The organism is Fluviispira sanaruensis (assembly GCF_004295685.1).
Classification (GTDB): Bacteria; Bdellovibrionota_B; Oligoflexia; order Silvanigrellales; family Silvanigrellaceae; genus Silvanigrella; species Silvanigrella sanaruensis.
This window is the reverse complement of sequence record NZ_AP019368.1, coordinates 415,878-440,337: the sequence shown is the minus strand read 5'-3', so window position 1 is coordinate 440,337 and position 24,460 is coordinate 415,878. Positions and strand designations below refer to the sequence as shown.

The 24,460-nt window shown below is 32.3% G+C and carries 23 protein-coding genes; 8 read left to right on the top strand and 15 right to left on the bottom strand.

Annotation, left to right across the window (positions count from 1 at the left end; all coding sequences use genetic code 11):
• Window positions 1-9 precede the first annotated feature (9 nt).
• Entirely contained in the window at window positions 10-690 is a 681-nt protein-coding gene (locus EZS29_RS01855; protein WP_130605970.1) for a hypothetical protein, read from the bottom strand.
• Window positions 666-1,721, bottom strand: coding sequence for a hypothetical protein (locus EZS29_RS01850; RefSeq protein ID WP_130605968.1), 1,056 nt, complete (start codon window positions 1,719-1,721; stop codon window positions 666-668). The genes EZS29_RS01855 and EZS29_RS01850 overlap by 25 nt, the downstream gene beginning before the upstream one ends.
• Window positions 1,722-1,894: 173 nt before the next feature.
• On the opposite strand from EZS29_RS01850, the gene EZS29_RS01845 reads away from it, so the two are divergent.
• The 3 genes from EZS29_RS01845 (at window position 1,895) to EZS29_RS01835 (ending at window position 4,728) form a co-directional block, all read left to right on the top strand.
• Complete coding sequence (locus EZS29_RS01845) at window positions 1,895-2,977, top strand: L,D-transpeptidase family protein (RefSeq protein WP_130605966.1); 1,083 nt, start codon at window positions 1,895-1,897, stop codon at window positions 2,975-2,977.
• 154 nt (window positions 2,978-3,131) lie between these two features.
• On the top strand, window positions 3,132-3,851 hold the full coding sequence (locus EZS29_RS01840) for a hypothetical protein (protein ID WP_130605964.1): 720 nt from the start codon (window positions 3,132-3,134) through the stop codon (window positions 3,849-3,851).
• 82 nt (window positions 3,852-3,933) lie between these two features.
• Complete coding sequence (locus tag EZS29_RS01835) at window positions 3,934-4,728, top strand: matrixin family metalloprotease (RefSeq protein ID WP_130605962.1); 795 nt, start codon at window positions 3,934-3,936, stop codon at window positions 4,726-4,728.
• A 1-nt stretch (window position 4,729) separates the two neighbouring features.
• Here EZS29_RS01835 and EZS29_RS01830 read toward each other — a convergent pair whose 3' ends face one another.
• The 3 genes from EZS29_RS01830 to EZS29_RS01820 are packed head-to-tail and all read right to left on the bottom strand — an operon-like array spanning window position 4,730 to window position 7,081.
• Complete coding sequence (locus tag EZS29_RS01830) at window positions 4,730-5,692, bottom strand: class I SAM-dependent methyltransferase (protein ID WP_130605960.1); 963 nt, start codon at window positions 5,690-5,692, stop codon at window positions 4,730-4,732.
• A gap of 23 nt (window positions 5,693-5,715) precedes the next feature.
• On the bottom strand, window positions 5,716-6,651 hold the full coding sequence (locus tag EZS29_RS01825) for a chemotaxis protein CheX (protein WP_172603724.1): 936 nt from the start codon (window positions 6,649-6,651) through the stop codon (window positions 5,716-5,718).
• A gap of 58 nt (window positions 6,652-6,709) precedes the next feature.
• A complete protein-coding gene (locus tag EZS29_RS01820) occupies window positions 6,710-7,081 on the bottom strand; it encodes a hypothetical protein (RefSeq protein ID WP_130605956.1) in 372 nt (123 codons plus the stop codon).
• Window positions 7,082-7,193: 112 nt separating this feature from the next.
• Here EZS29_RS01820 and EZS29_RS01815 point away from each other — a divergent pair, with 112 nt between their 5' ends.
• Window positions 7,194-8,921: a M3 family metallopeptidase gene (locus tag EZS29_RS01815; protein WP_130605954.1), complete on the top strand. Its 1,728-nt coding sequence runs from the start codon at window positions 7,194-7,196 to the stop codon at window positions 8,919-8,921.
• Window positions 8,922-9,197: 276 nt separating this feature from the next.
• Window positions 9,198-9,884, top strand: a complete 687-nt coding sequence (locus tag EZS29_RS01810) for a hypothetical protein (protein ID WP_130605952.1) — start codon at window positions 9,198-9,200, stop codon at window positions 9,882-9,884.
• On the opposite strand, the gene EZS29_RS15825 is transcribed toward EZS29_RS01810, so the two are convergent.
• The gene (locus EZS29_RS15825) at window positions 9,874-10,029 is read right to left on the bottom strand and encodes a hypothetical protein (protein WP_172603723.1); all 156 of its coding nucleotides are present in this window, start codon (window positions 10,027-10,029) and stop codon (window positions 9,874-9,876) included. The two genes, EZS29_RS01810 and EZS29_RS15825, sit on opposite strands and share 11 nt — an antisense overlap.
• 947 nt (window positions 10,030-10,976) lie before the next feature.
• Between EZS29_RS15825 and EZS29_RS01800 the strand changes: the two genes are divergently transcribed.
• Window positions 10,977-13,874, top strand: coding sequence for a TIM-barrel domain-containing protein (locus EZS29_RS01800; RefSeq protein ID WP_130605948.1), 2,898 nt, complete (start codon window positions 10,977-10,979; stop codon window positions 13,872-13,874).
• A 125-nt stretch (window positions 13,875-13,999) separates the two neighbouring features.
• Here the strand turns inward: EZS29_RS01800 and EZS29_RS01795 are convergent, their stop codons facing one another.
• Together EZS29_RS01795 and EZS29_RS01790 are read right to left on the bottom strand one after the other, a co-directional pair.
• Window positions 14,000-14,245, bottom strand: coding sequence for a hypothetical protein (locus EZS29_RS01795; RefSeq protein ID WP_130605946.1), 246 nt, complete (start codon window positions 14,243-14,245; stop codon window positions 14,000-14,002).
• Window positions 14,246-14,615: 370 nt separating this feature from the next.
• On the bottom strand, window positions 14,616-15,134 hold the full coding sequence (locus EZS29_RS01790) for a hypothetical protein (RefSeq protein WP_130605944.1): 519 nt from the start codon (window positions 15,132-15,134) through the stop codon (window positions 14,616-14,618).
• A 305-nt stretch (window positions 15,135-15,439) separates the two neighbouring features.
• Between EZS29_RS01790 and EZS29_RS01785 the strand changes: the two genes are divergently transcribed.
• Together EZS29_RS01785 and EZS29_RS01780 are read left to right on the top strand one after the other, a co-directional pair.
• A complete protein-coding gene (locus EZS29_RS01785; protein WP_172603722.1) occupies window positions 15,440-16,501 on the top strand; it encodes a substrate-binding domain-containing protein in 1,062 nt (353 codons plus the stop codon).
• On the top strand, window positions 16,498-17,586 hold the full coding sequence (locus EZS29_RS01780; RefSeq protein ID WP_130605940.1) for a substrate-binding domain-containing protein: 1,089 nt from the start codon (window positions 16,498-16,500) through the stop codon (window positions 17,584-17,586). Before EZS29_RS01785 ends, EZS29_RS01780 begins: the two co-directional genes overlap by 4 nt.
• A gap of 2 nt (window positions 17,587-17,588) precedes the next feature.
• Here the strand turns inward: EZS29_RS01780 and EZS29_RS01775 are convergent, their stop codons facing one another.
• The 7 genes from EZS29_RS01775 to flhA are packed head-to-tail and all read right to left on the bottom strand — an operon-like array spanning window position 17,589 to window position 24,460.
• Entirely contained in the window at window positions 17,589-18,197 is a 609-nt protein-coding gene (locus EZS29_RS01775) for a hypothetical protein (protein WP_130605938.1), read from the bottom strand.
• Window positions 18,194-18,661 carry a hypothetical protein gene (locus tag EZS29_RS01770; protein WP_130605936.1) on the bottom strand — a complete coding sequence of 156 codons (468 nt, stop codon included), beginning with the start codon at window positions 18,659-18,661 and terminating at the stop codon, window positions 18,194-18,196. The genes EZS29_RS01775 and EZS29_RS01770 overlap by 4 nt, the downstream gene beginning before the upstream one ends.
• A gap of 46 nt (window positions 18,662-18,707) precedes the next feature.
• Window positions 18,708-19,100 carry a response regulator gene (locus EZS29_RS01765; RefSeq protein WP_130605935.1) on the bottom strand — a complete coding sequence of 131 codons (393 nt, stop codon included), beginning with the start codon at window positions 19,098-19,100 and terminating at the stop codon, window positions 18,708-18,710.
• A gap of 27 nt (window positions 19,101-19,127) precedes the next feature.
• The gene (locus EZS29_RS01760; protein WP_216678700.1) at window positions 19,128-19,949 is read right to left on the bottom strand and encodes a sigma-70 family RNA polymerase sigma factor; all 822 of its coding nucleotides are present in this window, start codon (window positions 19,947-19,949) and stop codon (window positions 19,128-19,130) included.
• Window positions 19,950-19,966: 17 nt separating this feature from the next.
• Window positions 19,967-20,884: a MinD/ParA family ATP-binding protein gene (locus EZS29_RS01755; RefSeq protein WP_130605933.1), complete on the bottom strand. Its 918-nt coding sequence runs from the start codon at window positions 20,882-20,884 to the stop codon at window positions 19,967-19,969.
• A 26-nt stretch (window positions 20,885-20,910) separates the two neighbouring features.
• Window positions 20,911-22,314, bottom strand: a complete 1,404-nt coding sequence (flhF, locus tag EZS29_RS01750) for a flagellar biosynthesis GTPase FlhF (protein WP_130605931.1) — start codon at window positions 22,312-22,314, stop codon at window positions 20,911-20,913.
• Between the two features lie 31 nt (window positions 22,315-22,345).
• Window positions 22,346-24,460: a flagellar biosynthesis protein FlhA gene (gene flhA / locus EZS29_RS01745; protein WP_130605929.1), complete on the bottom strand. Its 2,115-nt coding sequence runs from the start codon at window positions 24,458-24,460 to the stop codon at window positions 22,346-22,348.

The following is a 24,460-nucleotide window of genomic DNA, read 5'->3' as shown; positions in this document are numbered from 1 at the left end:
AGTTCCTATTTATGAATGAGTGTGCGCATTTGGGTTGCGAACAAAAAAGCTAAATAAAAAATAATAAGTTAACATTAAAAGGACTCCTTCCCAACCTTCAAGATTTATAATAGGATGAGAAACAACAAGAGCGAGAGCAAACCCTAAGCTGCTCAACAACCAACATGCTACTAATACCCATCTACAAACAAAAAAAGCTCGCCAAGAGACAAGATAAATGGATGGCGCTTTAGTAATTCTTAATTTTAAACGCGTCTCAGAAAGTCGAGAAACCCAAAAACGAAAATAAAGAGAAATAATACAAATTTTACTCAAACCTAAAGAAAGTATATTCTTAAATTCAGGGGCATTATATGAAATAATTGTATAAACTATAATAAATAGAAACAGAATAATAAAGGAAGGAATTTTTTTGCTTTCAAAATGATAACATATATGTAAAGTTATTCTTGACAATAAAATATTATAGATAAAAAGATAAAGTGAAGTAAAGAATAAAACAACAAACATATCAGAAATTGAAAAACTTTTAGAAATAAAAATTTTCAACGCCCAACTTTCAGATATACTTAAGAGCAAAAGAAACGACACCGAAAAAGTGAGAATAAAAATAAAAATAATTCTTTTTTTTAATAGATGATGTTTTCTTTTATAATATTCTTTACTCAATTCTCGAATTTTGTTTTCCATTGTACAATGTCCTTCTCAATGGCTTCAATATATTTCTGCCCTTTTGCAAGAAGTTCAACAATTTTATCAAATGATCCGGTTTTATTAGGCTCATTAAATCTATCATCTTGAGCTATCTTATAGTCAGGTTCCATTGCTTGTTGCAATGATATTTTAGTTTCATCGAGATTTCTTTTAAAGCTCACTGAATAATCTTGAAAATAACTTTTACTTTTATCACTTTCTTGGATGAAATTCTGTGTAGAAAAAATGATTAAAGAATTGTCAGCATAAACCATATCATTTATAAACAGCTCAAAGGCATGTAATTCAAAATTTATACCCGAACGCAAGCGAAACAGTGTGTCTTCTAAGCATAAAACGATTGCAGTTTTTTTGGGCAGAATATAATTCACAAATTGAACTCTATCGTCTTTTTTTAAATCTTCTTTTATAAAATAGGAGTGATACATTAATTTAATATCACTCCAGAAAAAAAGTTTAATTGAAGAATGTATAAAAACCTTTTCGTATGCTATTAGAAAACTGAAGTAACTATTCATATTTTCATAGTTTTTAAAGTAACTTTCTTGAGTTAATTGTTTTTTATTTTCTTCATTACTTTCTCTATAATTTTCAACAGAAGTACATTTAATCATAAAAGCAATCGAAATTTGCACCGTTTCATATGCACTATTTACTTTTTGCCATGCTATAGATTTAGAATCAACCATGCCTTTTTTTAAGGGCCAATGAGATTCCAGCCGTTTCAAATAATTTGCCGAAATATTTGCTTTAAATTTCTTATTTAAACGTGTGCAAATACAGTCAAATTGATAAGGAGACTCTTTTTTTTGCAAATTAAACTCAAGTCGAAAGCCTTCACACTTATTTTGATTTGCAGACTCATTCCGACAAGGAGCCTGAGATATAAGCTCTTCAATAAAATTAGCGTTGATTGAAGTTCCTGCTTTTTTAACTTTTTTTATTAATTCATTAAGGTTATAAACAAGTCCTTTTAATATTTGCTCTCTTGAACTTGCATTTATCATTTAACAACTCTTTCAATAAAAAATTTTTCAAACCTCTAAAAACGAAACATTTGCACCTAAACTTCTCATTTCACAAAAACAACTTAAACTGACGAGAGTTTGACGATCTAGAAATAAAGCCAAATTACTCTTAAACTATATAATCAATTAAGTATTTATATGGAGTGCAGAACATGCCAGAGCGATATCATCCAATTTTCAAATCAATTGCACTTCTCACTATTCAAGTCATGAGCTTATCTTATTCCTATGCTATTTTCTCGCTTGAAAGCTTAGAACAAGAAGTTCATCCGATAGAAGTCCCAAGTTCAAATATTCTTTTAAACGAAGAATCTTTAAGCGTCCATTCCATTCAAATACCAAAAGCATTGATAAGCCTAGGCAATGAACCTTCTGCCTATGCCCTTATTGTGGAAAAACTTCAACACAGACTTACAGTGTACAAATCGAATTCAAGCGGCGATTATGAACTGATTAAGACATATCGAGCCATTACAGGAAAAAAGCAAGGAGATAAAAAATACACAGGCGATAAACGCACACCTGAAGGAATTTACTTTATCACAGGAAGAATAGATGGAAATAAGCTTCCCCCTAAATACGGTCCAGGAGCATTTGTCTTAGATTATCCCAATATTTTTGACCAAAGATCAAGCAAAACTGGCTACGGCATTTGGATCCATGGTGTTGAAGATGACGCGCGAACTGACAAACCCTTCGATACGGATGGGTGCATTGCTCTAAAAAATCAAGACTGGCTCGAGTTAGAAAAATATATTTTTCCACTCGAAACCCCAGTTATAATCACCAAAGAAATGAATTTAGCAATTTCTAAGCAAGATCTTGATGATGAAAAAGAAAAAATCATGGAATTTGTTGCAGATTGGAGAACATCATGGAAAAATTCAGATATAAATAGTTATGATCATTTCTATTCTGATTCTTTTAACGCACAAGGTAAAAATAAAAAGAAATGGCTCGATATGAAGAAGAGTTTGAGCTCAATACGCAATGGCAATATAAATATTGAAATCAGTGAACCCAAAATCCTTGCCTTTGAAAATCAAGTTTTAGTTTCTTTTTATCAAAAATATCAAGCTCAAGGAAAAGAAGATTTTGGGAGAAAATTTTTATATCTACAACTTGAGAATTCAAAGTATAAAATTGTTTCAGAAAAATGGTTCAATGAACCAACAAAAAATGAACATATAAATGCTTTAGTTAGGCAAAAAAATGAATTCAATACAAAACAATAGTAAAAAGCAAACACGTAAATTTAACATTATATATTTCACTGATTCAAATAAAACCCACCATTACAAATTCAATTTGACATTTATAAAAATTGTTATAACACTTTTTGTCCTATTAAATACTTCATCATTTATACTTATTTATATAAGCTATTCTATGATAAAAAATAGCACTAACCAAGAAAAATACATTGTAAATTTCAAAAAAGATATATTAAATTATTACTTTGAAAAAACATATCTAAAAGATGAAAGAAAAAAGGAACACGAAAATATTGCTTCCATGATTGAAAACGAAATTAAAAAAGAAAATATGACTACCAGCCCTTCCATTGTAAAAAGTGAAGTAAAAATAGAAAACAAAAATTTAAACGCTACACAAGCAATTGAAAATACCATTCCAACCGCTCCCGTCAATCCTCCAATTAATAATATTGCTCAAGAAACTGCCAAACCTAAGAACCCAAGTGATACGATTATTCCACCAGTAGTTTTACATGAAAAAAAAGCTATTATACTTGAAGATAGTGGAATTAAAATTGAAAATCCAAAATTCGTCCAATCTGACAGTTCAACTAAAATAACTTTTTCACTTTTGAATACAGGTACAGTGAAAACAATTTCAGGGAATATTTGTTTAGTTATAATTGGATCATCTCCCCAAGGGGAAAATAAAATATTCAAAATCCCTAATCATCTCGAACTGAGTACAGAGCAAGTCCCATTTACTTGTGGTCCTGGAAACTTAGTCAAATTTAGTCGTCTTAGGCCATCGGAATTCAATATTAATATTGACAAAAATGAATTTATTATTAAGAAAATAAATATTTATTTTTCAGACAAAAACAAACCGGGTGTCGTTTTGAATAGCTTTTAAAGCTGTTTTAGCAAAATTTTGACACAGTGTTATTTTTGCCGCCTTATAGCCGATAAATCCTCATCTCGGCATTGAGGCTTTTATGTCCATCACTTATTTATTGACTCAAAATAATTTTAAAAATTTCATTAAAAAAATTATATTTTACATTTGCAGCTTTATTTTTCTGGTAAGTTGCGGTTCACAAGTCAATTCATTTTCTCTCAATGAAGAAAATAATGAAAATCAAGAGATTATATACTCAGAAGGATGGGGGATTCACTATAAATATCCAATAATCGTTCATTTAAGCAAAGAAATAATTCAAGAAAATAATAATATAAGTAAACAAATCCAAAATGCAATGAATACATGGAACAATGCAATCGGCAGAAAAATTTTAACACTTAAATTTGTAGATAAAATACATTCCGAAAATAATTTCTTAAGTTTATATGCACCTCTCAATTATAAAAATACCGCAATATATTTTGATAGAAAAAAGGACAACAGCAATGGCTGGCAAGAAAGAACAGGAAAAAATCGAAATATTCTTGCCAGCACTATTTTTAGCTCTAATAAAAATATTATTATTAAAGCTGCAATTCGTTTTAATCGAGACAATTATATTTTCGGCAATACAAAAACAGATCAAAGCTACGAAAAACAGATTTTGGTTGATATGGAAAGCATTGCTTTACATGAACTTGGACATGTTTTGGGATTAGGACATATGTTAAATGAAAGCAGCAGCGTAATGTACCCATTTATTAATACAGGACCCGACTCAATCGATAGTCCCAGCACTGTACGTTGCTTATCCAAAAATGATATCTACAGAATTCGTAGTATTTATATGGGTGGAAAGGAAGCAAAGTTTTCTTGCCTCCAAAAATAAATTAAGCTTTTTTAGTAAGAAGCCACGCATGATGAATTCTCTCATTGCGAAAATCTTTAGGGATGGTTTTTTTAGTTAAATCTTCAATAACAAATTTATCTTCAAATAATTCTTTTGCAAACTTAAAGGAACGCAAATTACAAGAAAACAAGATACTTCCATTTGATGTTAAAAGTTTTTCACATTGATTTAATAAGAATAAATAATCCTTTTGTAGATCAAAACTTTCATGCATTTTTTTAGAATTTGAAAATGAGGGGGGATCTAAAAAAATAAAATCATACTTTTTTGCCCGATAAGAAACTGTAGGAAGCCAAGTCATGATATCTGCACGAATGAATTCATGCTGCTCAAGAGAAATTTTATTTATTTTAAAATTTTCTTCTGCCCATTTTAAATAAGTATTGCTCATATCAACAGTTGTAATTCTCTCTGCTTGCCCATATGCAGCCGCAACACTTACAGATCCTGTATAAGCAAATAAATTTAAAACATTTTTACCCACAACACTTTTTTTTATAATTTGTCTTGTCTTTCTATGATCTAAAAAAAGCCCACTGTCTAAATAATCTGACAGATTGACTTTGAATTTCATTTCGCCTTCAGAGACTATTTTTGTAATTTCCTTTTCATCCTGTCTCTCATACTGAAACAATCCTTTTTGCCTTTTTCTAAGCTTTAAAAAGAGCTTGCTGTCATCTATAGCAAATAAATTTTTGATTGATAAAATAACTTCTTCAAGTTGTTCTTTATCCGCCTTCATATACTCTTCAGTATAACGCAAGGCCGCTTTTCCTCTTTCATATTCATAAACTATAATTGAACCATCATAATAATCAATTGAATAAGAATATTCAGGAATATCTTTATCATAAATACGAAATGCTGTTACATTATCTCGTTTTGCCCATTTTTTATGAAAATTAAAGTTTTTTTCGAGACGATTTTTGAACATTGAATCCATTTATTTTTCCTGTGGAATGCAGTCTAAAAAAGAATAAGCTCACCTTCTTCAACAACAACTTGAAGTTTGTCAGGGGCAACGGGTTCGTAAGTATCATTGAGTTCAAGGCAAAATTCAACAAATATCGCTTCAATTTTTTCAATTTTAAAAGGGATCACAAGGACTGGAGACGAGCTTTTATAATCCAAAATATGATTCGGATCGGACAATACTGTGGGCACGCTGATTTCAAAACTCATACTTTTCTTCTTTAAAAACTGCTGCTTTGCTCTTCCCATGACTTGGTTACAGAGCTCACCGCACATATCACTTAAAGCTGCATCATCGGCATGACTGGCGTCCATATCAGCACCCAGAATCTTTAAAAGACAGCGAGTTAGAACTTCTTTTGTCACATTGATTGAGAGCGACCCTTTAACCTGTGGGCTAGAAAGGCCTATAACAGCACTGACTTCACTCAGACTTTTATTGCCTGACTTCAAAAATGGTTTGGACGCTTCGACAGAAATTCCAGAAACGGATTCAAAAATATGAATCGTTGATTCCAAAAATATTTTTAAAATATCAGGCTCAAAAGCGCCGTGATCACCCCTTATTGGATTCATAATATATTTAATTTTATCTGCCAAAAGTTTATATCTATATGGTTTAACAAAGATAAAATTAACTCCAAGTGAGCTATATTTTGTTAAAGCATCTTTATTGGGAGAAGATGTAGTCACGATGATTTGTGAATTTGAAAAATCAGGGTTTTTAAGGATTAAATTAATTATTTCTGAACTTGGCATTTGCTTAAAATTAAGATCAATAATAGATAAATCAAATTTATTTTCACTCATTATTTTTTCTAATGGCTCAGCATGATCCCAAAAAAAAGGATCATGCCCATCTGCACGTAAAAAATGTTCTAAATTCTCTATTGACTTTTTTGATGATTCTGCAATAAATAATTTAGCCATATCTTTTTCCAGAAAGAATAAATACAGACAAAAATGGGTTGCCTCCAAAAAAATAAACTTACTTTTCTTCAATTCTTGGCAAAGCATACTCTTCAAAAAGCGCCCAACATCTTAAATCTTTGCTATAAAATGCCAACATAATTCCAACTTCTGACCAATATTTATAGCGAGCATTCCAATAAGTATAATATCTTAAATATAAATTTGAGGTTTTTCCATTTACCAATGAATCTGGTGTTGGCAGAAAATCATCAATATAGTAGCATTCTCCAGCTTGTTCTAATCTCAAAAAGGGTAAAGTAACTGGTTGGGGAGGAGGGCCTCTCACGACAACAGGTACGGTATTACAAGCATTTAAGAGCAAAAGTACAGATATATATATTATCAACGTATTTAAGTTATTTTTAATTTTCCGATTCCAAATTGGCATTTATAACCCTCTCTATCTCTGTCAAATATCGGAAAGGTTTAATAAGCGCTTAATTTTAGTAAGTGATACCCCACGCCAATTCTCTGACGAGTGTTCCTAAAGAAAGGTAAAAATGTCGCAATTTTATATTTTGCCAAACAAACCAAAACGCAACTATTTGAGCGAAAATTTTGACCCGCTCAATAAAAATGATGTGAAAGAAGTGATTGCTAAACTTAGTGCTGAATTTCCAAATAGTTTTAAAAGTGCGGGAAATTGGTATGGACTTTTTCATGAAGCTTCTTGCGCTATTTCCGAAGCCCAGACTATTTTAGAACTTGATCTCTATTTTGATACTAAAAATACAGAGGCAGAGGCAAAATTAAATGAATTTGAAGAAAATATTCTTTCCCCGCTCTTGATTGCACGCAGTGAATTAATGGATATTTATATGTCCTCACCATGGCGAAATGCAATGCACACGTATGACAATGGTAGAATTTTTAATGATTTTAAAATTCGCAGAAAATATACAAATCAAAAAATATCACTGTTACAAATCGAAGAGAATCAACATATCCGTGAATATAAAAAATTTGTAAATTCTGCCAAAACTAAATTTGATGATAGAATACTTCCAATCTCTGTTGTAGTTGGTAAGCTAAATGACAATGATCCCAAACTTCGTAAATCCGCATTTTTATCATATTGGAAATTTGTGAAAGAAAATGAAAATTTTTATCAAGATAATTTCACAGCTCTATTAGAAAATAGATGCAAACAAGCACAAGTTGTGCAAGCTAAAAATTACATAGAAGTCGCATTCTCTGAATTAGGTAGAATTGATTATGGAGAAAAAGAATGTAAAGAATTAAGAGACTCTATTCATAGAGCTTCTTTGCCACTCATACATAAATTAGCACTAGGACAAAAAGAATCTTTACAATCAGATTCAATTAAGCCTTGGGATATATCTATTTATCCTAAATTAATGCCTGAGAAAAATCCAGTAAATGGAGATTTAGATAAACTTGTTTTAAGTATGCAAAATATAACATCCAAAATTCACCCAAGCTTTGGAAAACTCTTTCATGAAATGAAAGCAAATAGTTTAATAGACATCTCGCCAAGAGCAAATAAAGCTGCTGGAGCGTTTTGCGTTACCTTTCAAGAGAGTAAAGTTCCCTTTATTTTTGCAAATTTCAGCGGTCATTTTAGGGATGCAATTACTTTTGTCCATGAATTTGGCCATGCTTTGCATGGATATGCCGTTTCAAATATCAATAATATTCTTTTACGTCACCCTGGATTTGAATTCTGTGAAGTTGCAAGCATAGGTCTAGAACTTTTGGCCAGTCCATTTTTTACCGCATGGTGGAACAATAAAAGTGACGCAAAAAAAGCTCTCGCTTTTCAACTGTTTCATATGCTGCATTTTTGGCCCTTTATGGCCATGATGGATGAATGGCAGCATGTTATTTATTCTGGTAAAGAAACAGGTGATGCAAAACAACGTAACAAAGCCTGGCTCAACATTTCTAAAAAATATCGCCCCCAAGTGGATTGGAGTGGTTGTGAAGAATTTGAAGAATTGGGCTGGATGAGTCGTCCACATATTTTTACCTCACCTTTTTATTATATCGACTATGGAATTGCTCAAGTCGGAGCTCTACAATTGTGGAAACAAAGTAGAGAAAATTACTCTCAAGCAGTGCATAATTATATTTCTGGCCTCAGCTTAGGCGCCCAATGCTCGCTGCAGGATTTATTCACTTCCTCAGGACTTAATTTTGATTTCAGTGAAAAAATGATTCAAGAATTATGCAACGAAATTGAGAAAGTCATAGAGGATGTGAGTTGAAGATGTGCAGATTTTGAAAAAGTGATTAAAGATTTAATTTGTAGAAATTATTTTTATTTGATTCTTATCATGAGCGAAGTTATAAAAGATAAAATTGCTTTAAACATTCTTTTGCCTTTTTATTTGTTCTAAAATTGCTAAAATTAAAAAGATCATATAAAAAATATCAATTAAACTTTCTTAAAGCAATGAAGATTCTGTTTATACCGTTCTGATCAAGCCATTAAATAACAACTTAATAATTTTAACAACTTCATTATTAAAGTGAGTATTTATATGCTTGAATCAATGTCGTACCTTTGCAATAAGGATGGTTTTTATTGCCTATTTTGGGCATCTATTCATCAGCTCACAGTAGCTGCGTCGACTTTGTTTATTACTAAAGGCATGCGCTACGCAACTTCAAGCAATCCGCAGGAAGCAATTATCAATATTTGCGTATTTGTCATCAGTTTTATAGTCATTTATTTTCCAAGCACACTTTCACTTATTTATTTGCAAAAATGGCATTTACAATCGCTTGCGCTATATATTCAAAATTTTAAAAAAATAAATTACGGAAAGACAACTTGGGCACAACCCCGAGACAAAGCCAAACACGAGTCTTGGTTGACAAATGAAGGTAATCATATTATTGATTCTGCGAATCAGTTACTTTATGAACTCTATTCCATTCTGTTGTTTTCTTTTTTTAATATTATTATTGCCGTTGCTTTAGTTTTGAGAATTCTTTATTGCTATTTCCTGGCAAGCATTGTATTATTATTTTCTCATTCTTTTTTAAAGAAAAAATTAACAAAACATTTATCAAACTCATGCACGCAAAGAAAAATCTTACCCAACTTATGCTCAGTGCATGGGAAAATATCTTTATCGGCAATCGCTATAATATTAATTTCTGGGAGCGAAAATTCACAAACATGCTTAATCTTACAACTCGCTCTGCCATTACTTATGACATAACCCGCATGACAGTGAGTGGAGTGACAGAGACAATTGCCTTAATTGTAATATCGGTCGGTAACCGAATTTTTCTTGTTGAAAACAGTTCAAATATTTCTGCCATCACGGCTCTTATCTTTACATTTCTACGACAAATACAAATCATTTAAAATCTCATTGCCTTTTTCAATTCCATTTTAAGTTGGCAAGGAGTCTCTCAACGCATCACAATTCAGGTTATGATGGCTAACTTGACTTTTGAATTTAGCAATAACAATAAATAAAATTTTGCTATTAAATTTATAAAACTTATTTTTACATACAATCTCCAGAAATATACAAAAATTGTAACAAGTTAAGCTAAAAAGTATTTTTTTAAAAAAACTTCAATTTTGGCATAGACTTTTTCTTTACACTATTCTTAAGAATTTATCTCCTTTATTTTTCTTGGTATTTGTTTGCCTATACAAATCATAAAGGACACCTTGTTACAAGCTTATTATGTTGCTTTACTTGAAGCATCTATTGGTGCTTGCATACTCCTCAATAGTTTTGTGATAATAAAGAATTTAAAAAAAATAATCGGTATACACAACTCTATTTTCTTAGGAATATTTTTAACTATAATTTCAATATTTATTTTGAGTTTAAGTCAGAAAATATATACTATTTGCAGTGCTTTGTTTTTATTTTAAGCGGAAATTTCATTATTTAATATTGATACGACATAACTTCGCTTTGCAGCCACTCCAAGCCAATACAGAGGGAACATTGAATCAGTTATCATGACTATTTGACTGCGGAAATTCCGTTTGGCCACTTTATTTTTGTTAAAATTTATGAAATAGATGATATAAAAATCAATATTATTTCTTCTGAGTTTATTATTTAAATATCATCTATTAAAATATTTTTTGTTCCATATTTTTCGATAATTTGTAAATTATGCGAAAAAGACTTAGAAGGAAATTATGCAAAATTTTATCCAAGAGCATTTAAACAATTTTATATCTTTTTTAATTTTAAAATTTACAGCTTTTCATTTTTGCGCTATTAATTATTGATGTTTTTCGAAATTATTTTTAATAATTTTATTATGATAGAAAGGTAAAAATGACAAGAGTTAACAATTCATTTATAATTAAAGTCTGTTTCATTTCTTCATTCTCTCTTTTGGGAAAGATAGGAATTTATGCAAATCAAAATCCCAATTACTTAATTCCAAAAACCCACATTTCAGCAAATGATAAATACATATTATTGGAAGCTCTATCTGATGATATTATTCATATTGAAACGGCCCAAGGAACTCTGCCAAATACTCCCCAGCCCATTTATAGTTCACCTATGATTTCAAAAAATCTTCCCTATAATGGAGCAACAGAATTCCAAAAATCAGAAAATAAAATTGAAACAAAAAGTCTCTCGATCAATGTAGACAAGGAATCATTATGCATATCATTTTTCAATAAAAAACTTGGCTATGATTTAACTACACTCTGTCCCACATTTAACGAGAAAGATAATAATTCACTTAAAATTATTTCTAATCAAAATAAAAATGCTTATGGTTTGGGACAATATTTTTATGATCCCAATTTTGCAGATGGAGACTGGATAGGTCGAAAATGGGAGCCCGGTGAGTTTGGCAATGCATTTGTCGGATTCGCAGGTGGAGCTAACTCAAAAGTACAATTTCCAATTTTATATGCTCTTGGTAATGAAAAACAAAACTATGCTCTTTTTATTGATAGTACATATAAAATGGCTTGGGACTTTACCCGTACAGATTACTGGAATGTGAATCTTTGGGAAAAACAAATTCGCTACTTCGTAATTGCAGGCGAAAATATAGAAGATCTTAGAGCAAAATATATCTCACTTGTTGGCAATCCCACAGTTCCTCCAAAAAAACTTCTTGGTCTCTGGGTCAGTGAATATGGCTTCAAAAATTGGAATGAAATAGACAATAAATTAACAAGTTTAAGAATGAATCATTTTCCTGTTGATGGCTTTGCTCTTGATCTTTATTGGTTTGGTGGAACAAAAGGAATGGGAAGTTTAATATTTGATGAAAATAACTTTCCAAATCCAAAAGAAAATATAAAAAATTATAAGAAAAAAGGCATAGAATTTATTCCTATTCAAGAGCCCTATATTTCTGAGTCAGCACTAATACCAAATTCAAATATAAATGATTTTACTGACCTCGTTTCCCGTTGTTACCTTGTGAGAAAATATGCTCAAGGCTGCGCCCCAAGTTATTTTAAAAACTATTGGTGGGGGAGCGGGGGGATGCTTGATTGGAGCAATGAGGATGCATCGGCTTATTGGTATCAAAAAAAGCAGGTTCCCCTTGTGAAATTAGGGATTACCAATTTTTGGTTAGATTTAAATGAGCCAGAAATGTATGATCCAAATGCATATTATGCTGGAATAAAAATCAATGGTGTTCTTAAAAACAGACACGCAGATATTGCTAATTTGTATGCCCTAAAATGGATTGAAAGTTTAGATAAAGGCTATGAATTAAACAAAAACCAATTAGAATTTTCCTATCGCCCCTATTATATGAGTCGGGCAGGATCTCCAGGTATGCAACGCTATGGTGCTGGAATGTGGTCCGGAGATATTGGCTCCAATTTAGGTGGACTCAAAGCGCATATCAATACACAGATGAATGTTTCTTTAAGTGGTATTGATTTTTATTCCGCTGATACAGGTGGATTTCATCGCAACGTATTTGATGGGAAAGATATTGGTCGACTTTACACAATGTGGTTTGCCAATGCCACTGCCTTCGACTTTCCGGTGCGTCCCCATACTGTCGTTGGTGAAACTAATAATTCAGAGACATCTCCCTCTCTCATCGGTGATATAACTTCAAATAGAGAAAATCTTTTGCAACGCTATGCTCTAGCACCATATTACTACTCTCTATTTTATCGCGCTCATTTATTTGGTGAAGCAGTAACTCCTCCACTTATAACTTTTTATCAACATGATAAAAATGTTCGAAAGATAAGCAGTGAGAAAATGATCGGAAAATTCTTACTTGCCAGTGCCGTATTCCAGTATGAAGATCCTATTCGCAGAGATATTTATTTGCCCGAAGGAAGATGGCTTAACTTTCATACCCTAGATGAAGTAACTAAAACTGGAAAAGTATTTATTGATTTTCCAACTTATTTAGATGGAAAATATAAAATTCCACTTTTTGTCAGAGAGGGCGCTATAATTCCACAGACATATGTTGATGAAAAAACGATGGATATGCAAGGCTTGCGTTTGGATGGATCTAAAATAAATGATCTTATCATTAAAGTTGTACCAAGTGAAAAAGAGAGCAGCTTTGTTCTATACGAAGATGATGGAGGGAGTAGGGAATATTTGGCAAAAAATTATGCTCAAACACATATTTCACAATTCAAATCATACAATATTGCAAAAGTAGAAATTTCTCCTACCCAAGGAAAATATAATGGAATGCCTTTGACAAGAAAGCAGCAAATTGAAATAGCAATTCCGAATGAAAGCGTCGCTTTTGTGAATTTAAATGGTAATTTATTAGAAAAATGCAATAATAATTTACAAGAAAATTGTTGGGAAGTTACATTTAAAAATACGGCGCGAGTAAAAACAAGTTCTTTGGATATTAGTAAAAAATATATTTATGAATTTTCATTACAACAGAATCTGGCCGACAGTGTGCAGTATAATTTTTCCTGTTTAAATGCAAAAACCGTTTTTGGTGAATCTATTTACATAGTAGGAAATATTCCAGAATTAGGAAATTGGAACACAGCTCAAGCCCATAAACTCTTTCCAGTGGAATACCCAACATGGACAAATTATATTGCAAAAATTTCCACTCAACACAAAGATATTGAGTGGAAATGTCTGAAAAAGAAAGAAAGCACCGGTGAAGTTGTTCAATGGCAAGCAGGACAAAACAATATTTTTAAAACCACCCGTGGAGGTTATGGCGGAAATGTTGAAGGGAGATTTTAAGAACAGAACTTGAATTTCCTTCTCACTCAAGCGAAATACTTTCCAGAGATAGTCAAAACTATTTTATGATATAAACAGAATCAAATTATTGGATGCTGCATAATTAGCAACTTTTCAAAGGCAAATTATTTTACTTTACTTTTCGATAAAGTTTCAAGATAGCGAAATAAATTATTACCATCTATATTTATTTTCTCTTCACGAAGAGTCGGCAATAAATTAATTTTTTTGTTTTTCAGCAAAATATATTTGTTTTCTAATGGTGAAAAGCAATATGCATTTTCTTTTTCACTTGAATATGCATTTGCATTTTCAAGTGAAAAAGAAGTAAGAAGAATAAATTTAAGTACATATTTAGTAATTATTTTCATTATAAATTTCCCTCATTTAATTTTAAAAACCAATTTAAATAATTATAAAATGCTGATCAGCGATACAATCTATATTGAATAAAAACATATTAGTCAAATAATTTTATAAAAATTTATTTAATAGATAGCCAAAACAATAAAGATTTAAAATTTAAATAAATACTTAAATTAAAAAAATAATAATAAAATAGTTTATTATTATTTCTAATTAATTTCTCACATATTTATATAAAGTATTATTTGATATCTATTAGAATATATCTTAAACTAAAGTAAAATTTCTGAATAAGGAAAATTAACCACTGTTAAAGCTTTTAAATCATTTTCAGAGGAGGTTATGGCGGAAATATTGAAGCGAAATTTTAAGCACTCAATTACAAGCTTCATTATCACTCAATTGAATGATATTTGGTATAGATAAATAGCGGATCTGATCAGGAGAGTAAGGCAATGTAATTTTACAAAAATGATTAAATGTCCTACCTCCTAAAAACCTAAAATCTCTGACTTCAATTCTCCCATTCACAATAAGATGCTCACTCAATGCAAATGGTCTCCACTGAAAATTAAAACTTCTATCTGTTGAAGGTTGAACAAATTTATAGGATTCTCCATATTTTGAAATACATTGATTTCTAAACGATTCGATTTCATCTGAGTTCTGAGAAGATATTTGAAAAAATCGCAATATATATTTCCCTATTTGTTTTGTTCTCCATACGCCATCTGCTGTAACATAGTTGCTATTACTATCTGTTAGCCATTCCCATCTGTCCTCTTGAGGAGAGTAGCAATAAACATAGGCGCTTACGGAGGAATATGCAGTTGCACTTAGTACAATAGGAGAAAGGAAAAATAGTTTAAAAATATTATTAATTATTATGTTCATTATAATTTTCCTTTAAATAATTTGAGAATAGAATAAAATACTTGAAAGTAATTTAATATATATTGTATATACATATGTAAGTCAAACAATTTTTTAATTTTTTATTAAATAGATAACCATTTTTATAAATTTTTTTAAATTTCGTATAATTAAAAAATTCACTAGTTGCAAATTTTTTATATTTTTGTTCATAATTTTACAAAACTTGAAATACCATATTGAATGGAATATCCTCAAATATATAAAATAAATACAAAAGAGGACTTATGTCTTTTATAGTGTTTACTCAGGGAGGCTCATCCGATATGAAAATTAGATCAGCAAAAATTGCTTTTTTTATTTTTCTATTTCTCTTTTCTATTCAATTATTTCTTAAGCAAAACTTATTCGCTAAATGGGATGGCCCGACGGATGGACCATCAGGACAATCAGCCAAGAATATCATTTTTATCTCAGCAGATTTTAGGAATGGTGGCGTCTCTTCTGTCTATCGCGGCTTTGAAGCCGCCGCCGAAGCATTATCGTGGAATGTAAAAATAGTGAATGCAGATGGAGGAAAAAGTAATACGAAAAAATTATTTATTGATGCATTAAAATTAAGGCCACATGCAATTGTTCTTGGTGGATTTCCCCCAGAAGAACTCGGAGATGAAATTGAGCAAGCAAAAAAATTAAAAATAATTCTAATTGGCTGGCATGTGACTGACAAACCAGGCCCATATAAAGATGTTTTTACGAATATTACAACAGACCCAAAAGAAGTCGCAAAAATAGCTGCGGAATATGCTATTAAAGATGGAAAAAAAAAGGCGGGAGTTGTTTTCCTTAACGACGATAGATTTCCAATTGCAAATACAAAAACTGAGGCCATGCGCAAAATCATAGAAAGCTGTGAAAAATGTAAAGTGCTTTCTGTTGAAAACATCCCACTAACAAATGCAAGTGAAGATATTTTATCTGTCGTTCCCCGCTTAAACGAAAAATTTGGTAAAAGCTGGACTCACACATTAGCAATAAATGACTCTTATTTCGATAAAATTAATTATGCTTTAGCCAATTCTGGACGGAAAGATATTAGAAATGTTTCTGCAGGAGATGGTTCACTCAAAGCCCTCACACGTATCCGTTCAGGCTATGCCTATCAATTGGCAACAGTAGCTGAACCCTTAAATTCCCAAGGCTGGCAACTTGCTGATGAGTTGAACAGAGCATTTGCAGGCAAACCTCCAAGTGGCTTTATAAATAAACCTGTATTAGTGACAAAAAATTTATTAGAAAGATTAAAAAAATCATATGTAGATTCTGGTTCTGGCTATGAGGATGCATACATAAAAATATGGGGTCAAAATAAGAAGAAAAATAAATGAATTCACAATTTAATTCTCTTTATCTGGAAAATAAAATGCAAAAATATCTGAGCAAATTAATTTACACATTAATTGTGACACTTTTCATCACTCAATTTTTCTTAGATAAAAATATTTATGCTAAATGGGAAGGGCCTACTTCAGGTCCTCCTGCACAAATGTCAAAAAAAATTATTTTTATTTCTTCTGACTTAAGAAATGGTGGAGTATCTGCAATATTTAGAAGTTTTAAAAGTGCTACTAAATATTTAAATTGGAGTATTCAAATTTTAGATGGGCAAGGTCAGATTGAAACGATAAGAAAAAAATTCATTGAAGCAGTCAATGCAAGACCACATGCAATTGTCCTTGGAGGTTTTCAACCAGATGAGAACAGTTCTTATGTGCTTGAAGCCAAAAAAAATAAAATTATTCTCGTTGGATGGCATGCAAGTGAGAAAGCTGGAGCTACAAAGGATCTTTTTGTCAACGTATCTACCAATGCACTCGACGTTGCAAAGATTGCAGCAAATTTTGTTATCAATGACTCAAAGGGTAAAGCAGGAGTTGTTATTTTTAATGATAATCAATTTGAAATCGCAAATGCCAAAACAAACCATATGAAGGAAATTATAAATGCGTGCAAAAATTGCAAACTTCTCTCCATTGAAAATGTTTTAATTTCAAATGCTGAAGAAGAAATACCATCTGTAGTTCCACTTTTGAATGAGAAATTTGGAAAGTCATTGACACATATTCTGGCGATTAATGATATTTACTTTGATAATATTCACTATTCTCTCGCAAGTATTGGGAGAAAAGATATAAAAAGTGTCTCAGCGGGTGACGGTTCTATAAAGGCTTTAAGACGGATACGGTTTGGCTCTTCCAGTCAAATTGCGACTGTAGCAGAGCCTCTCAATTCCCAAGGTTGGCAGCTTGCTGATGAACTTAATAGAGCATTTGCAGAAAAAGAAAGCAGTACATATATTAGTAAACCCATTTTAGTAACAAAAAAGTTACTTGATAAATTAAAAGATAATGAAATAGATTCTGATTTGAATTATGAAAAATATTATTTAAAAATATGGCAAATAAAAAAATAAAATTATCTATAAGCCGACAACAATAGAACTTCTGACATACTTAAACCAAGCTTTTTTACAACAGCACTTGCATCAATACCATCACTGAGCAGTTTTTTCGCTTCTAAATATTTATCGCTTTGAATCTCTTTAAAAATCTCTTCATTTGGCACGTTTGTATCAAATAATTTAAGAATTTTCTGAGCTTTTCTTGTGTTTTCTAAAATTTTTTCATTTATTTGACTTGCATCTTTCATAATTTTTTCAAGAGACATACTCCGCATAGCTAATTTTGACAAATTATCTTCCAAAATCATTCCTGAGTGCTTATCAACTTCGAGCAGTACGCTATTTATTTTTTTTGTGACGTCTTCCCATTCTGCATGCGCTTCTGAACCTATTATTCTTAGTTTATTTAAGGTCTCATTTGCTAATTTTTTAGCATCTTGTACTTCTCTTGCTAATGCAGATTGCATCTCAATTAATTGCCCTCTCTCAGCATCGAGTATTGCAAATTCTTTGTCTCTTTTTCGTTTACCGCTGGCAAGCCATCTCAAACAAAATGTAATGAAAATGGATTGAATTATTAAAAAAATAAATCCAATACATAGCACAATAGCTATAGAATTCATTTTTGAATCACTCCACTGTTATTCAAATAATCTTCCAACACAGATTCATCTATTGGATCAATACTTAACACTTCACATAGGGTTTGATATTTAGTTCCACGTTTTAAAAATTCTTCCACACTTAAGACACGGGTGAGAATTTGGAAATAGGTAGGAGCTTCTGTATGTCTATATTCTACTTTGCGAGATTTTCTTGACCAATAATCTGGAATTTCTACCCAAACACGCAGTAAACTTTGTTTCTTAAATTCAGTTGTAGATAAAAATAAAACACCTTTGTTAGATATGCCAACAGTCTCAGAGTTAAGCATTTTATTTGGTAAATTTGAAATTTTATATTCACAGAAACGGATTGGAATTTTTTTAGTTATGAGTCTTAGATCAAAAGGAGTGGGCTGTATTTGTGCGGAAGCACCAGCTTGATTAATTTCTTCAATATCCTCAATAGTGAGGTTTTTTTGCATATGAAAAAACTCCATTCAGCATTTTCTACTTATATGCTTAAAATTTTTATTTCTTAATAAATATTTTATCAATTTTTTCTTTCATTGTTGCAGCATTAAATGGCTTAACAATATAATTGTTCACTCCGCTTTTTACTGCTTCAACAATATTATCTTTATCTGCTTCCGCTGTTACCATAAGAAATGGCAGATGCTTCAGCTTTGGATCGGCTCGCACCATTTTGAGCAGCTCAATTCCCGTCATGTTAGGCATATTCCAATCACTAACAATAAATTCTATTTGAGGATTGACCTTCAAAAAATTTAAAGCAAGTTGTCCGTCCTCTGCTTCTGAAATGTTTTGATAGCCAAGCTGTTTGAGAACGCTCTTAACTATTTTTCTCATGGTTGGAAAATCATCTACGATTAAGATATTCATCTGGGGGTTTGGATAAACCATTTTAAAGGCACTCCTTTCTCAAAAGCCTTACTCCTGCAAGAGGTGTCTCAGCTTTAACTTCATTTTTTGAACAGCCTGAGTATGCAACTGAGATACACGAGATTCTGTTACATCTAATATTCGGCCAATTTCTTTTAAATTTAAGTCTTCATAGTAATAAAGACTTAAAACTAATTTTTGTTTTTCTGGCAATTCTTCCACTGTTTTCATAATAATATCACGAACTCCCTTATTCTTTAGTTGAATAAAAGGATTTTTTGAATTTGGATTTTCAAGGCAATCAAGTAACGATTTTTTGTCACTAGAATGTGTCCCACCCAATTCTTCAAGGCTCATCATTGAAACGCGCGTCCTTCCCATACGCTCTTGATATTCCTCTAAAGGAACCTCAAGAAACTGAGCAATTTCTCTCTCAGTTGCAGGACGACCAAGTTTATGTTCAAGTTCAAGTTTAGCTTTATCTTCTTTTTTGTTACTTTCTCGCACACTTCTAGGTACCCAATCCTGATTTCTCAATTCATCCAACATAGCTCCACGCACACGAAATTCTGCATAGGTTTTAAACTTATTATCTCGACTAGGGTCATATTTATCAATCGCATCCATTAATCCAATGACACCTGCTGAAAAAAGATCGTCTAAATCAATGTTAGATGGCAACCGCGCTGCAATCTTTTGAGCAATATATTTTATAAGAGGGGCATAATCCATAATGATTTGATTTCTCATAGGATCACTCGTTAAAGGAACAGCTCTTGTTTGATTTTGTGCAACTTTTTTTGGTTTTGGTTGTTCAGCATTATCATCAACAAAAATTTGTTTTTTTTGTGTGGCTCCCGATGTGCTCATTATGCCTCCAAAAAACATTATTTATATGCAAAAACTTCATTATTATTGGCTGCAATCATTCTTCGCCAAAAAAATTGCATTGTTCCTTTAAGCTGACCCACTGTACTTTGTGTAACTATCTGACGTGAAATATCTCTTAAACCTTGAGAAGCCAAAGAAAATGGATATCTCTGCACATAAGGCACTCTTTCGCGCACAGAAGCTCTAACGGATTCATCAAAAGGAATAAACCCAAGATATTCAACGCGTACTTGCAAATATTCATCCGCTAATGTAGATATTTTTTCATATATTCTTTTTGCTTCTTGATCATTGTGAGCCATATTTACAATAAGCTTGAATGAGTTTTCAGAAGTGACTTGCGCAAGAATTTTTATGCTTGCATAACAATCTGCCAAACTTGTTGGTTCGGGCGTCACAACCATTATAATTTCCGCAGCAGAAGTCGTCCAATATTGTACATTTTTTGAAACTCCTGCAGGTGTGTCGATGATCACAACATCAAATTCCTCATCTAAAGCTTCTATTTGATCAAGCAAAACTAATTTCTGTAGTTTATCCAATTCAGGGACTTTCATGACTCCACTTGAGGAAGGAATAATTCGCACACCTTCAGGCCCCGTCATGATAATTTCTTTTAGATGTCGTTCACCACAAAGCACGTCATCTAAAGTGTATTTTGGTCGTAAATTTAAAACTACATCTAAGTTTGCTAAACCAAAATCACCATCAATAAGCAATGTTCTCATTCCGAGCCTAGCCATACACAGTCCTAGATTTGCCGTGGTCAAAGTTTTGCCAACCCCACCTTTTCCACCAGATACAGCAATAACAGTAGGTATCTTTTGCGTAAATTGAGGCTGAATTATTTTATTCACGCCTTCTTTCTCAATATTTTTCATTATTTCTCTTAGACTTGAAGCTTGATCAAACACTGCTCCCCTCCTAAAATCTTACCGATTTATAACTTTAGTAATCTCTCAACAACTCTTTCCTTAGATGCAATTTCTAAGTCTTCTGGAACACGTTGACCGGTCGTAAAGTAACTTAATGGGATTTTTGCACTCACACTGCTATTTAATATTTCTCCAAATGCCCACGACTCATCAAGTTTTGTAAAAATCAAACTGCTTGGTGATAAAAATTTAAATCCTCTAATTGTTTCATCAATATCTCTTTGTTTCATTGTGCAAGACATCACAAGGTGAAACTCGATCGGCAAAGGAACAGTTAACATTTTTCTTAAAAATTCCATTTGTTCATTAAAGCGCGTGCTAATTCCTGCAGTATCGATAAGTATATAATCGTAATTATTATTTTTTGAGATATATTTTAATAACTCATTTTTATCACTTGTCTCGGCGAAAGGACATTCTAAAATTTTTGCGTACACACGCAATTGATCTGATGCTGCAATTCTATAGGAATCCATCGAAATTAATTCAACTGTTTTTCCATCCGTGATTTTTAATTTTGCCGCAATTTTTGCGATTGTCGTAGTCTTACCAACCCCAGTTGGTCCGACAAGACAGATTATTTTTTTTCTTCCATTCTCAATTCGGAAAGGCCCTGTTACTTTTAAATATTTAAAGATAAATTTAATAGCATTGCTTAAATAAAAATCTCTTGTTTTTTCTGGGGATGCAACCAACTCTTCACTTAATTTAGGATCCTCTAATCCCTTTAAAAAGGTTGAGAGTTGACTTATAAAATTCTCTGAAACTCCTGCAGTTCTAAGCCTTATACCTATGTCTGTGATATGCGTGTTAGAACCATCAACTGTTTTCTTATACTTTTCCTTCATAATATCATGCAAAAGAAGTTTAATCTCTTGCATTTGTTCTGAAATATCGACTTGGGGTAAAGCCTCTAATTCTTTTCTTACTTTAGAAATTTCACTTCGAAGTACGCCAATATCTTCTATATTCTCAGCATTATCATAATAACTTTTCCCGCGATTTTGTTCAGGAGCTAAGAGTCTTTCTTTTGAATTATCTTTTTGCAATGCGCTCGCTAAGGTTTTTGCCATAATACGCGTCTCAGAATTTAAATTGACCAGACTTGGACTATTTTGTGGACGATATATTTTTGTGTCCCCTTTTACAACAGTTGCTTCATTTTTGGGTTTGATTCTTGGAAAATCAACTTTAGGTAAATTCTGTCCGGATTTAGGAGAAATCACACGTCCATTCATAGTTGCATTTGCAGTTGCAGTGACTTCATAGATCCGACAATTTTTATCAAGATCTTCAGAATATATTTCTTTTTCTTTGGTAGAAAGAATGATTGCGTCTCGACCAAGCTCTAACTTAACAAGTTTTATTGCGTCTTGAAGTGAAAACGATTCAAACTTTCTAATTTCCATTTTTTATTCCTTCATAACTAAACAGTAAAATTTAAATAATCATTTCTAAATTTTTAATATTAACATCCCCAGGAATTTCATCGTATGATAGAACAACTAAATGAGGAATATAGCGTGAAACTAAGCGCTGAAATGCCTGGCGCATTTTGGCACTTATGAGAAGAACAGGTTGCGATCCTTCGCGCTCAAAAGCAGCAATGCTTTTCATTAATTTTTGCAATATTTCTTGTGCATTCTTAGCATCTAAATTTATATAGGAAGTCCCATTTTCGGTAGTCACAAGTCCTCCAGATAAAATATCTTCAATCAAGCGATCAAAGGTAACAACCAAAACTTCTTCCTTTTCATTCAAAAGTTTTTGCACAATATTTCTGCCAAAACTTTTGCGACATTGCTCAGAAAGAACATCGGGATTTTTAATAATTCTACAATGATCCGCTAAGCACTCAAATAGGGTAAGAATGTCTCGCACTGACACATCTTCACGAAGCAGGTTTTGCACGACTTTCACAATTTCTCCTAATGAAAGTCTATCTGATTGAAGCACTTCATCGACCACTTTTGGATTTGATTCTTTTAATTTATCGATTAAATATTGCATATCTTGCCGCGTGATAAGTTCTGCCGCATGTTCCTTTAAAACTTTTGTTACATGCGTCGCTATAACTGTGGAGCAATTCACAACTGTGTATCCTCTAAAGACAGCCTCATCTTTATCGCGTTTGTGCACCCATATTGCAGGCAATCCATAGACAGGATCTTTCGTGGTTTCGCCACTGATAGGTAAATCAACACCACCAGGATCCATCGCAAGAAAATAATCGACCATTAAATTTCCTTGAGATATTTTATTGGATTTCAAAAGAATTTGATAAGATCCAGGATCGAGCTGAAGATTGTCACGCAATTGAACTTGTGGAATGATTATTCCCATTTCTTGAGCAAATTGTTTACGAATACCTTGTATTCTATCAACAACCTCTCCATCTTGCGCAGGGTCAATTAAAGGAACAAGACCATGCCCAACCTCTATGGCAAGCATGTCAATTTTCATGATACTATCTAGGTTATTTACGTCTTTTTCATCTTTTTTCCGCTCATCTGCATCTTTCATACTTTCTTCTGTTTTCTTTTTATTATCAATCCAATTATGCGACATTCTTCCAAAGATGACGAGAATTGATCCCAAGATAAAAAAAGATAATTTTGGAAACCCTGGTATTAATGCTAAACAGAAAATCAATCCAGCAGCAATATAAAATGCTTTAGGGTGAATTCTTATTTGATTTAAGACTTCACTCCCTAAATTTCCTTCGCTCGTCGCTCTTGTCACGATAATACCAGCTGCAGTGGAAATCATAAGTGCGGGAATGGCACTGATTAATCCATCACCCACAGCAAACAGAGTAAAACGAGCGGCAGAGTCTTGAGGTGTTAAATCATGCATTAAAACGCCAATGGAAAAACCTACAATTATATTTACAACTGTAATAATAATTCCTGCAATGGCATCACCGCGAACGAATTTACTCGCACCATCCATTGCACCATAGAAATCGGCTTCTTTTTCAACTGACTTTCTCCTTTTTTTTGCTTCGTCAGCATTGATATGCCCCGCGTTTAATTCCGCATCGATCGCCATTTGCTTTCCTGGCATGGCATCCAAGGTAAATCGAGCAGCAACTTCAGCAACGCGCCCAGCACCTTTGGTGATCACGATAAAATTGATCACCATTAAAATTATAAAGATAACAAAACCAACGACAAAATTACCACCGACAACGACCTTACCGAAACCTACAACTAAGTTTGCGACTTCTCCATCAGCACCATGCAAAAGAATGTTTCGAGTCGTTGCAACGTTCAAAGAAAGTCGAAATAAAGTCGAAATTAATAATAAAGTTGGAAAAACACCGAACTCAAGTGGCTTTGTTATATAAATACTTACCAGTAATATAATTAATGCAACAGATATACTTATTGCCAATAAAAAGTCGAGAAAAAATACTGGCAAGGGAAAAATCATCATGAGGACTGTGCCAACCACAACAACAGCCATAATAAGATCTGGATTTTTTGTCATTGCTTGCGCAGTCAATGAACTTGTCGGGGAATTAGTAGCAACTTGCGTCGAACTTTTTGCCAT